A 14,379-nucleotide genomic window follows, 5' to 3' on the forward strand; every position below is an offset into this window, starting at 1 on the left:
GGGCGCTTTCGCCCCGTTCGTTTTCGGTGGCGATCTCCGGCATCTACCGTCGGTCCATGGGCAGCGGGGACCGGTCGAAACTTGTGAGAATCTGCGATCAGGCCGGCCGGCCGCGGGGGACCGGATTCGTCGCGGACGACCGCGGCACGGTCGTCACCAGCCATCAGGCCGTCGCACGCCACGAGCTCCTGACGTTACGGGCCGCGGACGGCCGCGGGTGCTCCGTCGGTCCCGACGACGTCATCGCGCTGCCCGCTCAGGGCCTGGCCTTGCTGCGTACCGGCGGCCACGCGACCCTCGGCGTGGAGCCGCTCCCCATCGCCGTGCGCGAACAGATCGAGACGGGCACCTATGTCCGGATCGCCGCCCACGGCTGGCGCGAGGCACGGGTCCTCGGCACGACTCGGGCGACGTACTCCGAGGGCGGACGCGACCACCCCGTGAGCGAGGCGCTGGAGCTCGTCCTCGGCACGGACGGGCGCGACGCGCTGAGCTCCGGCGGAGCCGCCGTGGGAGGGCCCGTGACGGATCCGCGTACGGGGGCGGTCCTGGGCGTCCTCTCGACCGCACTGAGCGCGGGGCGCGAGACCGCGGGCCTCGCGGTGCCACTGACACCCGAGGGCGCCCCCGGGCCGCTGGCCGAGGTGCTCCGGCGCAACGCGAACACGGTCCCCGGCTACGGCTGTGACCTCAACCTCGCGGGCGCGCTCCAGCTGACCGCGACCTCGCTCGGCCACGCCGACGGCCGGCCCTGCGGCTCGGAGACCGTCGAACGCCCGCGCGTCAGGGCGGAGTTCACCGCCTTCGAGACCGGGGCCCGGCCCGTGCTCGGCCTGGTCGGCGCTCCAGGGAGCGGCCGCACCACGGAGCTCGCCGCGCTGGCCGACCGCCGGGCACGGGGGCCCGTCCCCGCCCTGACGCTCTGGCTGCGCGGAGCGGATCTGCTGGCCGACGACGCCTCGGTCACCGACGCGATGAGCCGGGCGCTCCGGCGCTCCGGGAGGATCATCACCGCCGCCGGGGGCCGGGGCGACATGGAGGCGGCCACCCCCGAGCGGGTGGCCCGCCTCGCGGCGGCGTCCGGGGACCCGCTGCTGGTCGTCGTGGACGGCCCGGAGGAGATGCCGCCCCTGCTGGCCCACCGGCTCGCGGGGTGGGCCGGCGCGACGGCCGAGTGGCTCCAGGCCCACGAGGTGCGGATGGCCGTGGCCTGCCGCCCCGAGCACTGGGAAACGGCCGGCGCGCTGTACCCGCCGGACGCCCTGCACCAGCCCGAGCGGCCCGCGGGAGGGCTGCCGCCCTCCGTCAGGCTCGGCGACCTCACGGCGGAACAGGCCGAGCGGGCCCAGGAGCGGTACGGCATCCCGCCCGGCACGATCACTCCGGGGCACGACCGGCACCCCCTGACCCTGCGCCTGCTCGCCGAGGTGCGGGCCGCGCTGCCCCCCGATGTGCCGGGCAGGCCCGGGACCGAGGAGGTCTTCGCCGCCCACCTGGACCTCACCTGCGTCCGCATCGCCGTCCGGATCGGGGCTCAGGCCGAGCCCCGGCTCCGTGGCGCGGAGGTCCGCAGGCTGGCGGCGAAGGTGGCCGGCCAGGTCCATGAGGCGGCCAGGCGCTGCCTCGGGCCGGGCCAGGGCGAGCTGGACAGGACGGCGTTCGAGGAGATCTTCCCCTGGCGCACGGGCTGGGCCTCGGCGGTCCTCACCGAAGGGCTGCTGGTCCCGGCGGGCGCGGGATACCGCTTCGCCCACGAGGAGCTGGGCGACTGGGTGCAGGGAGCCCACCTCGACCTGGACTCGGCACTGCACTCGCTGGTCCACCGCTGGCACGCGGAGGGAACGCCCGAGGAGCACGCACCCGCCCCGCGGCCGGTGCCCGGTCCGCCGGAGGCGGCGGAACCCCGGAACCTTCCCGTGCCGCGCCATCGCATCGGCCCGGTGCTCCAGGCGATGCTCCTGCTGGAACGGCGGCAGGGACACGCGGCGCTGGCCCACCGGATGGCGGACCTGATCGAGGCGATGGACCGCCTGCCGTCCCTGCCGGGGCAGCGGGACCGACTCACCGACGCGACCTGGTGGGCAGCCCGCCTGCTCCGGGAGAGCCTGCTCAGGGTCGAGGACGCCCGGCCCTACGTCGGGGTGCTGCGGGTACTCGCCGGACGGATCACCCGGCGTTCCCTGTCCGGCGGCGGGCCGGCCTCGCTCGGCCCCTACGCCGCATACGGGCCGTGGTTCTGGCGCCGTGTCCGGCTGCCCGAGGACGACCGGATCGACCTGCTGCGCCGTCTCCTGCCCGCCGACGGCGCCTCCCGCACGGACGGCTCCGAACGCTATCTGGACGCCGTGTCCCGGCGTCTGGCCGCCCGTCCCACGACCGTCCAGGCACTGCTGTGCCGCTGGTTCACCGACGAGAGCCCGCTGCCCGCGGAGGAAGGCGTGCCGATGCGGCTCACCGTGGCCGCCGCCGCGCAGGCCCTCCTGTACGCCCGCCGGGAGCTCGCCGTCGACGACCTGGCCGAGGCACTCGTCGACACGGACCACCCGCGTGCCACCGAACTGCTCGCCACCCTCGCCGAGGACGAACCCGCCGCTCTCTGCCGAGCCGTCGACCGCTGGGCGCGCGACGAGGAGCGGCCCGAGCGGCGCGCGGCCGCGGCCGCCCACGCCACGCTCGCCGCCGACCGCACCCTTCCCGGCCCCGAACGCGCGCTGCTGCGCGGCGCGGCCCTGTCCCTGCTGGCCCGGCCGGACGACACGGCCCTGCACGCCCAGGCGCTCACCGTCCTCGTAGGGGATCCGGATACGGGGGGCCGCCATCTGCCGCAGGCCCTGCGGGTCTTCGCCGCTGGAGACCCCCGGCTCCCGGTCACCCTGCTCACGAAGGTCTTCGCCGAGCACCCCGAGCCGGTGCTCGCCGCGCTCCAGGCGCGCCTGTCGCTGCCCGGCGCGGCCGCGGGCGACGTCCTGCGGGAACTGGCCTCCTCAGACACGCCCGCCCTGGCCCTGCACGCCCCGGGCCTCGTACGCGACTACATCGACAGCCGCGGCCGCCACGGCGAGGACGCCGGGCCGGGGACCGCCGCCTACGTCGACGTCAGGCTGGAGCAGAGCCCGGCCGCCCGGGCGCTGCTGCTTCCCCTGCTGGCCGGGCTGCTGCGCGACCCTCCCGTGCCACCGCCCGTACGTGCCGCGCTCGCCCAGGTGCTGGCAGCCCCGGGGAGCGCCGCTTCGAGGCCGCTGCGGGCCGAGCTGCTGGAGGCGCTGCTGGAGTTCGAACAGGACACCGGCAGGGACCCGGAGGCCCTCGACGCCCTGCTGCGGGCGGCCGCCGCAGGATCCGGCCGCCGCCCCGAGGCCCGCACACGGGCCCTGGTCCACCGCACCGGGACGCTCCTCGCTCGGACACCCGAGGGCGCGGCCCGCTTCGACCGAGGGCTCGTCGAACTCGCCCGGGACGTCCCCGGATTCGCGGCCCTCGTCACCCGCTGGCTGGCGGACGCCCCACAGGAGTGGGCCGCCGTCGTGGGCTCGGGCGCCCGGCGCACGGTCGAGGCCCTCGACGGTTCGCGGTCCGGCATCCCGATGCCGATGCAGGCCGCGGGACGTGAGCATGGCAGTCTTAGACCTGCGTAATGGACACACACACGTACACAGGTTCGGGCGAGGAGCGGTCACAGTGCACTGCTGGCGTGGCTTGGAGGACATCCCTGAGGGCTGGGGACGCAGCGTCGTCACCATCGGGTCCTACGACGGGGTGCACCGCGGACACCAGCTGATCATCGGCCGGGCCGTCGAGCGGGCGCGCGAGCTCGGGGTGCCCTCCGTCGTCGTCACCTTCGACCCGCACCCCAGCGAGGTCGTCCGCCCCGGCACGCACCCGCCGCTGCTCGCACCGCACGACCGGCGCGCCGAGCTGATGGCCGGGCTCGGGGTGGACGCGGTGCTGATCCTGCCGTTCACCGCCGCCTTCTCGCAGCTCTCGCCGGCCGACTTCATCACGAGGGTGCTCGTCGACAAGCTGCACGCGAAGCTGGTCATCGAAGGCCCCAACTTCCGCTTCGGACACCGGGCGGCGGGCAACGTCACCTTCCTCGCCGAGCTCGGTCCGACGTACGACTACGAGACCGAGGTCATCGACCTCTACGTGAGCGGTGACGCGGGCGGCGGCGAGCCGTTCTCCTCCACGCTCACCCGCCGTCTGATCGCCGAGGGCGACGTCGCGGGGGCGGCGGAGATCCTCGGCCGCCCGCACCGGGTCGAGGGCGTCGTGGTGCGCGGAGCGCAGCGCGGCCGCGAGCTCGGCTTCCCCACGGCCAACGTGGAGACCCTGCCGCACACCGCGATCCCCGCCGACGGTGTCTACGCCGGCTGGCTCACGGTCGACGGCGAGGCGATGCCCGCCGCCATCTCCGTGGGCACGAACCCGCAGTTCGACGGCGTCGAGCGGACCGTCGAGGCGTACGCGATCGACCGCGTCGGCCTCGACCTGTACGGGCTGCACGTCGCGGTGGACTTCCTCGCCTATGTACGGGGCATGCTGAAGTTCGAGTCGATCGACGACCTGATCGTGGCGATGGCCGACGACGTGAAGCGGTCCGGCGAGCTGATCGCGGCGTACGAACGGGCCTGACGCCGGCCGGCGCACCCGCACCGACCGGATCGCCGGGCGGCGGGGTGCCCGGGTGGGCGAAGCGGGACGGCCGGGCGATCCGGCCGGGGCGACCCGCCACGGCCGCGAGTCCAGGCCCCGAGTCAGGAGACGCCCGTCCCCGCCGCCCAGTGGCAGGCCACCTGGGTCAGACCGCCCCCCTCCAGCACCGGAAGATCCTGGGTGCGGCACGCGTCCGCGACGCCCGCCCGCTCCGCCTCGCCCGAGGCGAGGACCTGGCAGCGGGCGTGGAAGCGGCACCCGGACGGGACCTTCGAGGGGTCCGGCGGCTCGCCCGTCAGGATCACCGGCTCGCCGTCCGCCTCCGGCAGCACGGACAGCAGCGCCTGGGTGTACGGGTGCCGGGGAGCCGTGAGGATCTGCTCGACGTCACCCGTCTCCACGATCCGGCCGAGATACATCACCGCCACCCGGTCCGCGATGTTCCAGGCCAGTCCCAGGTCGTGCGTCACCACCAGCGCCGACAGGCCCAGCTCGTCACGCAGCCGCAGCAGCAGCGCCAGGATCTCACCGCGCACCGAGGCGTCCAGCGAGGCCACGGGCTCGTCGGCGACGATGAGCTCCGGCTCCAGGACCAGCGCGCCCGCGATGACGACGCGCTGGCGCTGACCGCCGGACAGCTCGTGCGGGTAACGCAGGAAGAACCGCTCCGGAGGCCGCAGCCCCGCCCGTGCCAGCGCCCCTGACACGGCTCCGCGCTCGTCGCCCGCGTAGCCGTGGATACGCAGGCCCTCCGCCACCGCGTCGTACACCGTGTGGCGGGGGTTGAGGGAGCCGCTGGGATCCTGGAGCACCAGCTGCACCCGCTTGCGGTACGCCTTGAGGGCCCGGCCCCCGTAGTCCAGAGGCACACCGTCGAAGGTGACCCGGCCGGCCGTGGGCGGCACCAGACCCAGCAGCGACCGGGCGAGCGTCGTCTTCCCGCAGCCCGATTCGCCGACCAGGGCGACGATCTCACCGGGGCTGATGTCGAGGTCGACCCCGTCGACCGCCAGCGCGGTCGCCGCGCCCCGCCGGCCGGGGAAGGCCACCTGCAGGGCCTGGGCACTGAGCAGGGGAGCCGGGGGAGTGGTCGTCATGAGCTGCTCCTTGCTTCCTCGGTGCCGCCGTGCGGACCGGGCGTCGCGGTGGCTTCCGGTCCCACCAGCACGCAGGCCGCCCGCCGCGACGGGCCGGCCGGGCGCAGCGCCGGGTCCTCGGTGGCACAGGAGTCGAGCGCCGCGGTGCAGCGCGGATGGAACGTACAGCCGGAGGGCAGAGCCGACGGGTCCGGCGGGTCGCCCGGCAGGCCGCGCGGCGCGTGCCGCGACGTGAGGTCACCGATGCGGGGGAAGGCGGCCGAGAGGGCGCTGCCGTAGGGGTGCCTGGCGCTCTCGTACACCTGCTTGGCGGGGCCCTCCTCGACGACCCGGCCGGCGTACATCACCGACAGCCGGTCGCATGTGTCGGAGAGCACCGCCAGGTCATGGCTGATCATGATCAGGCCGAGGTCCTGGTCGCTGACGAGCTGCTCGATCAGCCGCAGGATCTGCGCCTGGATCATCACGTCGAGAGCCGTGGTGGGTTCGTCGGCGATGATCAGCCGTGGGTCGCAGGCCAGCGCCATCGCGATCATCACGCGCTGGCGCTGACCCCCGGACAGCTCGTGCGGATAGGCGTCGGCGCGGGCGGCCGGCAGCCCCACCTGCTCCAGCAGTTCACCCGCCCGCCTGCGCGCGGCCGCCGGGGTCTCCTTGCTGTGGAGCAGAATCGGTTCGGCGATCTGGTCCCCGATGCGGTGCACGGCGTTCAGGGAGTGCATCGCGCCCTGGAACACGATCGACGCCCCCGCCCAGCGCACGGCGCGCAACCGTCCCCACTTCATGGTGAGGACGTCCTCGCCGTCCAGCAGGATCTCGCCGCTCAGGGTCGCGGAGGCGGGCAGCAGTCGCAGCAGCGCGAGCGCCAGCGTCGACTTCCCGCAGCCGGACTCCCCGGCGATGCCCAGCTTCCGGCCCGCCTCGACCCGCAGGTCGACACCTCGCACGGCGGGGACGGCCGAGGCCCCGGATCCGTAGGTCACATGCAGATTCCGGACGTCGAGCAGCGGCCGCCCGGTCTCCGGCTTCGGAACGCTCTCGGTCTTCACGGCGGTCAACGGGACACCCCCAGCTTGGGGTTGAGCACGGACTCGACGGTGCGGCCGCACAGCGTGAACGCGAGGGCGACGACCGCGATGGCGAGTCCGGGCGGAGCGAGGTACCACCAGTTGCCTGAGCTGACCGCTCCGGCCTCACGGGCGTCCTGGAGCAGCCCGCCCCAGGAGACGATCGTGGGATCGCCGAGCCCGAGGAAGGCGAGGGTCGCCTCGGTGAGGATGGCGGTGGAGATCACCAGCGTCGTCTGTGCGAGCACCAGGGGCATCACATTGGGCAGCACGTGCCGGGACATGATGTGCCCGTGCCCGCCGCCGAGGGCCCTGGAGCGCTCGATGTACGGACGTGACTCCACGGACAGGGTCTGGGCGCGCACCAGTCGCGCGGTCGTCGGCCAGGTCGTCACACCGATGGCGAGCACCGTCGTCCAGAGGGACCGTGAGAGAACGGTGGCCAGCGCGATGGCGAGCACCAGTGTCGGCATCACCAGGAACCAGTCGGTGATCCGCATGACGACGTTGCCGTACCACCCCTTGAAGTGCCCGGCCGTGATGCCCACCAGGGTTCCGATGGCCACGGAGAGGAACGCGGCGAGCAGGCCGACGGTCAGTGACACGCGCGTCCCCCAGACCAGGAGGGCGAGCAGACTGCGGCCGAACTGGTCGGTGCCGAGGGGGAACTCGGCGCTCGGCGACTCCAGCGGGCCGCCCGGCGCGTCGGTGACGCTCTGCGAGCCGGCGCCCACCAGCAGCGGGGCGGCCAGTGCGGTCAGGGCGATCAGCGCGAGCGCGACCAGGCCGGCGAGACCGGCCCGGTGACCGCGGTACTGCCGCCAGAACCGGGCCGCCGCGAGACGCCGGCGGGTCCAGGTCAGCGCGCGCGGGCCGATGGCGGGCGCGGCGTCGGTCGTGGTCGTCATCGGCCCACCCGGGGATCGAGGAGCGGATAGAGCACATCGGCGAGCGTGTTCATCAGGATCACGGCGGCGGCGAAGAGGAAGAACAGCGCCTGCACCAGTGGCAGGTCGGGAACGCTCAGCGCTTGGTAGAACAGTCCGCCCAGGCCGGGCCAGGAGAACACCGTCTCCACCAGGATGGCGCCCGCCACCGTGTTGCCCAGGTTGACGAAGAGCAGCGTCACCGTCGGCAGCATCGCGTTCGGGACGGCGTGCCTGCGGCGTACGAGGTCGTCGCGCAGCCCTTTCGCCCGGGCCGTCGTCAGGTAGTCGCTGCCCATCTCGTCGAGCAGCGAGGAGCGCATCACCAGCAGGGTGCGCGCGTACTCGACGGCCACGAGGGTGACGACCGGCAGCACGAGGTGGTGGGTCACGTCGAGGACGTAGGCGAGACCGCTCTCGCTGCCGGACTCCATGCCGCCGGTCGGGAAGAGTCCGGGGATCGGCCCGATGCCGACCGAAAGGGTGATGATCAGGAGCAGACCGAGCCAGAACGAGGGCACCGAGTAGAGCGTCAGCGCGAAGGCGGTGTGGAAGCGGTCGCCTGCCGAACCGTTACGCCAAGCGGATCTGGCCCCCAGCCAGATGCCGATCGCCGTGTAGATCACGAACGCGGAGCCGGTGAGTAGCAGCGTCGCCGGCAGCGCCTCACTGATCTTGTCCATGACGGGGGCGCGGAACTGGTACGACGTACCGAAGTCCCCGGTCAGGGCCTTGCCGCAGTACTCGGTGAACTGCTGCCACAGCGGCAGGTCCAGGCCGAATTCCTTGCGCATCGCGGCGATCTGCTCGGTCGACACCTGTCGGCCGCCGGTCATCTGCTTGACCGGGTCGCCTGGGATCAGACGGAACAGGAAGAAACTGGTGACCAGCACGGCGAACAGCGAGACGGCCGCACCGGCCAGCTTGCCCGCCGCATACCGGAGGTACGCGGTCGTGCTGCGGGAGCGTGGACCACGGGCCGACGGCCCGGCCGGAGCCGGGTCGTCGACCCGCACGGTGTCCACGCCCGCCGCGCCCTTCAGGAGCGCGGGAGTGCTTTCAGTGCTCATGGACTATTCACGGTCTTCCGCGGTGGAACGACGACGCATGGCGAACAGGAGCCCGCCACCGGCGAGGACGACTACGGCGATCCCGACACCGATGAGGACTCCGGTGGAGCTGCCGCCGTCGGACGAGTCGCCCGAGGCACCGGCGGCCGGGACCGCCGACCACCAGCTCCAGTAGCCGTCCTGACCGTAGATGTTGCCCGCGTCCGACGGCATGGTCGTGATGGACTCGATCTGGTCGGTGCGGTAGGCCTCGACGGCATTCGGGTACGCCATGACATTCATGTACCCCGTGTCGTACAGCCGCGACTCCATCCGCTTCACGAGGTCGGCCCGTTTGGCGGGGTCGTATTCCGCCAACTGCTTCGCGTAGAGCTCGTCGTACGGCTTGTCGCAGATGAAGTTGTCGGTCGCCGCCGTCTCCTTCGGCTCGGCCGGGAGCGCGGCACAGGTGTGGATCGACATCACGAAGTCGGGGTCCGGATTGACGGACCAGCCGTCGAACGCCAGGTCGTACTCACCGGCGTACCAGGGGTCGGAGACGTTGTCACGGCAGTCGACGTCCAGGCCGATGCCGAGGTCGCCCCACCACTCCTGGAGGTACTTGCCGATCGCCTTGTCGTTCGGGTCCGTGGCATGGCACAGGATGCGGAAGTCGAGCGGCTTGCCGTCCTTGCCGGTCCGCTTGCCCGCGCCGTTCTTCCTGTAGCCCGCCTCGTCGAGGAGTGCGCCGGCCTTCGCCGGGTCGTAGGCGAGCTTCTGCTCCGCCGACGGCTTCCAGAAGTACGAGTCGAAGCGGGGCGGGATGTAGCCCTCGCCCTCCGTGGCGTAGCCCTGGAAGACCTTGTCGATGATGGCCGTGCGGTCCACGGCCATGAACAGCGCCCGGCGGACCTTCTGGTCCAGCAGGGCGGGGTGGCCGTCGCCGAACTTCTTGCCGTCCTTGGTCCGCGCGCCCGGGTTGGTCGCCAGTGCGTAGAAGCGCCGGCCCGGGGCGTCGTTCACCTTGATGTTGTCGGCGGTCTTCAGCGACGCGGCCTGTGCGGGGGTCAGACTCGGACTGCCGGCGACGAAGGAGACCTCACCCTTTCGGAGAGCGGCGACGGCGGCGTCCTGGTCCTTGTAGTACCGGAAGACGAGCTCGTCGAACTTGGGCGCACCCCGCCAGAAGTCCTTGTTGGCCTCCAGCTTCACATAGCTGTCGACCTTGTAGTCCGTCAGGATGAACGGGCCGTTCCCGACGATCGGGAACTTCGTGTTGTTGTTGAACTTGGAGAAGTCGCCGACCTTCTCCCAGACGTGCTCGGGAACGATGGGCACGTCCAGCGCCGTCATCGTGGCCTGCGGCTGCTTCAGCTCGACGACCAGTTTGTCCGGGCTGGGCGCGGTCACCTTCTTGAAGTTGGAGACGAAGCTGCCGTTGGAGGTCGCGGCTCCCTCGTCGGTCATCATCGTGTTGAAGGTCCATGCCGCGTCCTCGGCGGTCGCCTTCTCGCCGTCCGACCACGTCGAGTCGGTCCGGATGGTGTATGTCCACGTCAGCTTGTCGGCCGAGGGCTCCCACGCGGTGGCGAGGCCCGGGACCGTGTGATTGTCCTTGGCGTCGTAGTTGGTGAGGAAGTCGTACATCAGCCGCATGATGCTCGTGGAGAGCAGCCGCTGCGCGAGGAACGGGCTCAGGGAGTCGACGCTCTGCGCGACCGCGACCGTGAGCGTCGACTTCCCGTCGGCGGCCCGCGCCTCCTGCGGCGCGGGGCCGAGCGGGTTTCCGGGGACCACGGATCCGGCGGCCAGCGCCAGTGCGGCGACTCCGGAGGCGAGAAGGACACGCAGACGGCCGCGTGGGCGGGAGGGGCGTGGAGGGAATCTTGTGACCATGGACGGGACCTCACGTCATGACTCGCACGGTGAAGGCGGGATGATCTCTGGTTCGCCAGCTGGTGATGGAGAGGTTTATCAGCGCCGGTCGAGCGCGTCAACGGTCCGTCAAACCGTGTGTGGTCTGCGGGAATGCGATGAGGGCCCGCACCGTGTATACGGTGCGGGCCCTCATTGGTTCAGACCTCTACTGCCCTACTGCTGAGGCGCCGACGGCGGCTGCGGAGGGTGCTGCTGCCAGCCCGCCGGCGGAACGGGGCCCTGCGGTTCGGGCTGTCCGGGCTGATGTGCCTGGCCATCGTGGTGCACGGGCTGCGGAGGCGGACCGGCCGGATTTCCGCCGGGCTGCGCCTGGGGAGGCGGCTGCTGCTGCCAGGCGTTGTTCTGCGGACCCGGCGCGGGGTGCGCCGGGTACGACTGCTGCGGCGGGGGCTGCTGCCCCGGGTACGGCTGCTGCTGCGGCTGTCCCGGATAGGGCTGCTGTCCCCCGTACGGCTGCTGGGGCGGATACGGCTGCTGCCCGGGGTACGGCTGTCCGGGGTACTGCTGTCCCGGGTACGGCTGACCGGGCTGTCCACCGTACGGCTGCTGGCCGGGCACCTGCTGGCCTCCCGGCATGGGCGGGGCGAACTGCGGCGGCGGGTTGCTGCCGTCGGTCGTCCACAGCCCCTGCTGCTGCTGGGCCCGCTGGAAGTCCTCCGCGACGAGCGCGGAGAGGTTGAAGTACGCCTCGCGGGTCTTGGGGCGCATCATGTCGAGGTCGACCTCGGCGCCGGCCGACAGGTGCTCGTCGAACGGCACGACCACCACACCGCGGCAACGGGTCTCGAAGTGCTGCACGATGTCGTCGACCTTGATCATCTTCCCGGTCTCGCGGACACCGGAGATGACGGTCAGGGAGCGCTGCACCAGTTCCGCGTAGCCGTGCGCCGACAGCCAGTCCAGGGTGGTGGACGCGCTGGAGGCGCCGTCGACGGACGGCGTCGAGATGATGATCAGCTGATCGGCGAGGTCCAGTACGCCGCGCATCGCGCTGTAGAGCAGGCCGGTGCCCGAGTCGGTGAGGATGATCGGGTACTGCTTGCCCAGGACCTCGATCGCCCGGCGGTAGTCCTCGTCGTTGAAGGCCGTGGAGACCGCCGGGTCCACGTCGTTGGCGAGGATCTCGAGACCGGAGGGCGCCTGCGAGGTGAAGCGCCTGATGTCCATGTACGAATTGAGGTACGGGATCGCCTGGACCAGGTCGCGGATGGTCGCCCCGGTCTCGCGGCGCACCCGGCGGCCGAGTGTGCCGGCGTCCGGGTTGGCGTCGATGGCGAGGATCTTGTCCTGACGCTCGGTGGCCAGCGTCGAGCCGAGCGCGGTGGTCGTCGTGGTCTTGCCCACCCCGCCCTTGAGGCTGATCACCGCGATCCGGTAGCACGACAGCACCGGTGTGCGGATCAGATCCAGCTTGCGCTGCCGCTCGATCTCCTCCTTCTTCCCGCCCAGCTTGAAACGGGAGGCGGCGGACGGGGTACGGCTGCTCTTGGCCTTCTGCTTGCCCCGGACCAGCCGGTCCGACGACAGCTCCACGGCAGCCGTGTAACCGAGCGGGGCACCCGGCACCGAGCGCTCGCGCTGGTCATGGGTGACCGGCGTCGGCCAGGCGGCCCCGGTGCGCGGGTCGACGGGCGGGGCCTGGGGGGCCTGCTGAGCGGGCGGCTGGGGCTGGTAGCCCTCGGGCTGCTGCTGTGGCTGCTGCTGAGCGGGCAGGTTCGGGGAGCCCTGGGCCGGCTGCTGCGGGGGCAGCGGGAGGCCCTGCGCGGGGAACCGAGGCTGCTGACCTGCTCCCGGAGCCGGGAACCCGTAACCGCCCTGAGGCTGTGCGCCCGGCGGCAGCTGCGGTGCGCCCTGGGCGGGGAACTGCTGCTGCGGTGCCTGCGGGAATCCGTAACCGCCCTGCTGGGGGGCCTGCGGGAATCCGTAACCACCCTGCGCCGCGGGCGCGTTGGGCTGAACCGGCTGCTGGGGCGCCGGCGGGACCGGCTGCTGCGAGGGCGGTGGCGGCGTCTGGTTCTGCGGGAATCCGTAGCCGCCCGGAGCTCCGGCGGCCGGCGCCTGCTGGTGCTGTGCGGGCCACTGCTGCGCGGGCTGGGGGGCGCTCGGCTGCGGCGCGGCCGGCTGGAAGGCGGGCGGCAACGGTGGAAGGGCGCTCGGCGGGGGCATCGCGGGGGACCACGGGGCCGGCGCGTTCGGCGGCACGGCACCCTGAGGCGCGTCGGCGGACGGTGTGCCGCCCGGCGGCGTGCCCCGGGGTGCCGAGGCGTGCGGTGCCGGGGCCTGCGGTGCCGGGGCCTGGGGGGCCGCAGGCCGGGGCGGGTCCGTCACGAAGTCCGCGGGCTCGTCGGCCCGCTCGTCATCCGTGTCCGGTCCGCCGCCTGCCCGTACGGGTTCCCGCGCCGTGTCCGTCTCCGGGGCGTCGGCCGCGTCGTCCGCTTCCGGGGCCTTCTCGTCCACGGGACCGGAAAACTCCCTGCCGTCGGCCTCGGACGGGACGGCCGGGGATGCGGGCCCAGCGGAATCGCCGGTACCGGAGGGCTCGGCCTGGGCCTCGGTCTTGGCCGCCTCGCGCTCGGCGATCTCCTGCTTCAGCGCGGCAGGAGAGAACCGCATGGTGGAGCCGCTCTCCACATCGCCGCCGCCGAACGCTCCGCTCACGGCCTCCGGCTCCTCGGACACCGAAGCGGGAGTGACCGAAGCGGGAGTGGCCGGGGCGGGTGCCGGCGGAACGGGCGCGAAGGAAGGCGAAGGCGGCTCGGACGAGGCGGCGGACGCCGCCTCGGAAGGCGCCGCCTGCCAGCCGGGCTCGAACCGGCCGGAGGCCGACAGCCCCGGTCCGGACAGCGGCGCACCCTGCGGCGGAGGCGGCGCCAGGTGCGACCCCGTTCCCCCGGACGCGTCACCCGGCGCGCTCTGCGTGTACCAGGCGGGCGGGGTGTAGTCGATGGTGAACTCACCCGTCATCTCGGCGGGATCCGCGTCGGACGACTCGTCGACGGGCGTGTTCCATCCCCCGCTGATTTCGTCCCGATCGCCGTTCACTTTGCCTCCTGGTGTGGTCGAGCACCCTTGTGCCGTGGTGGGTGGGGGCGACCGTTCCCGTTGTCCGGTCCGCCCGGCTCTCCCCCTTGCGACGCGCAGTGCCTGCCCGCAGGTTCCTCTGCCGCGCACCACCCACCCTAATCGCCATGGGGCGCACTACGGCAGGCCGTATCGCGCAGCGGTGACTGTCCCGTAGGTCACGTACGGCCCTCACATGAGAAGGGAGCGGCAGAACATGAGGGAACGGGTCATTTGTCGCGCACCGGTACGGGGCCGGACAAGGTGCGGGGGCGGCCGTCCCGGACAGCCGCCCCCGCACCGCGCCCTCGGCTACGTGAGGTCGAACTCACCGTCGCGCGCGCCCAGTACGAACGCGCGCCACTCCGCCTCCGTGTAGCGCAGCACGGTCTCCGGGTCCAGCGACGAGCGCATGGCGACCGCGCCTCCCGGGAGATGAGCGATCTCGACGCGTTCCTCCACGTTCTCGGTACCGGGTGCGCTCAGCCACTCCACATCCGAGATGTCGAGAGCGTAGAGCTCGTCCTTTTCCTGCTGGGTGCCCATGCGCCCGTCCCTTCGGTCGAACTGTGCCGTTCCCCGTCCATGA

9 protein-coding genes are annotated in these 14,379 nt (G+C 72.6%); 2 read left to right on the forward strand and 7 right to left on the reverse strand.

What is annotated here, in order from left to right:
• Positions 1–56 precede the first annotated feature (56 nt).
• Positions 57–3,635, forward strand: a complete 3,579-nt coding sequence (locus tag ABT001_RS13735) for a trypsin-like peptidase domain-containing protein (RefSeq protein WP_351276311.1) — start codon at positions 57–59, stop codon at positions 3,633–3,635.
• 43 nt (positions 3,636–3,678) lie between these two features.
• Positions 3,679–4,632, forward strand: coding sequence for a bifunctional riboflavin kinase/FAD synthetase (locus tag ABT001_RS13740; RefSeq protein WP_351276313.1), 954 nt, complete (start codon positions 3,679–3,681; stop codon positions 4,630–4,632).
• A 122-nt stretch (positions 4,633–4,754) separates the two neighbouring features.
• Here the strand turns inward: ABT001_RS13740 and ABT001_RS13745 are convergent, their stop codons facing one another.
• The 7 genes from ABT001_RS13745 to ABT001_RS13775 all read right to left on the reverse strand — a co-directional run bounded on the left by ABT001_RS13745 (position 4,755) and on the right by ABT001_RS13775 (position 14,336).
• Positions 4,755–5,750, reverse strand: coding sequence for an oligopeptide/dipeptide ABC transporter ATP-binding protein (locus ABT001_RS13745; RefSeq protein ID WP_351276315.1), 996 nt, complete (start codon positions 5,748–5,750; stop codon positions 4,755–4,757).
• Positions 5,747–6,808, reverse strand: a complete 1,062-nt coding sequence (locus tag ABT001_RS13750) for an ABC transporter ATP-binding protein (protein ID WP_351276317.1) — start codon at positions 6,806–6,808, stop codon at positions 5,747–5,749. The genes ABT001_RS13745 and ABT001_RS13750 overlap by 4 nt, the downstream gene beginning before the upstream one ends.
• Positions 6,805–7,725 carry an ABC transporter permease gene (locus tag ABT001_RS13755; RefSeq protein WP_351276319.1) on the reverse strand — a complete coding sequence of 307 codons (921 nt, stop codon included), beginning with the start codon at positions 7,723–7,725 and terminating at the stop codon, positions 6,805–6,807. Before ABT001_RS13755 ends, ABT001_RS13750 begins: the two co-directional genes overlap by 4 nt.
• Positions 7,722–8,813: an ABC transporter permease gene (locus tag ABT001_RS13760; protein ID WP_351276321.1), complete on the reverse strand. Its 1,092-nt coding sequence runs from the start codon at positions 8,811–8,813 to the stop codon at positions 7,722–7,724. The genes ABT001_RS13755 and ABT001_RS13760 overlap by 4 nt, the downstream gene beginning before the upstream one ends.
• A gap of 3 nt (positions 8,814–8,816) precedes the next feature.
• On the reverse strand, positions 8,817–10,688 hold the full coding sequence (locus tag ABT001_RS13765; RefSeq protein ID WP_351276323.1) for an ABC transporter substrate-binding protein: 1,872 nt from the start codon (positions 10,686–10,688) through the stop codon (positions 8,817–8,819).
• A 195-nt stretch (positions 10,689–10,883) separates the two neighbouring features.
• Positions 10,884–13,772 (reverse strand): SCO5717 family growth-regulating ATPase, encoded by a 2,889-nt coding sequence (locus ABT001_RS13770; protein WP_351276325.1) that lies wholly within the window; start codon positions 13,770–13,772, stop codon positions 10,884–10,886.
• A gap of 330 nt (positions 13,773–14,102) precedes the next feature.
• Positions 14,103–14,336, reverse strand: coding sequence for a DUF397 domain-containing protein (locus tag ABT001_RS13775; RefSeq protein WP_351276327.1), 234 nt, complete (start codon positions 14,334–14,336; stop codon positions 14,103–14,105).
• Positions 14,337–14,379 lie beyond the last annotated feature (43 nt).

It is taken from the genome of Streptomyces sp. NPDC002793, assembly GCF_040295485.1.
In the GTDB taxonomy this organism is placed as follows: domain Bacteria; phylum Actinomycetota; class Actinomycetes; order Streptomycetales; family Streptomycetaceae; genus Streptomyces.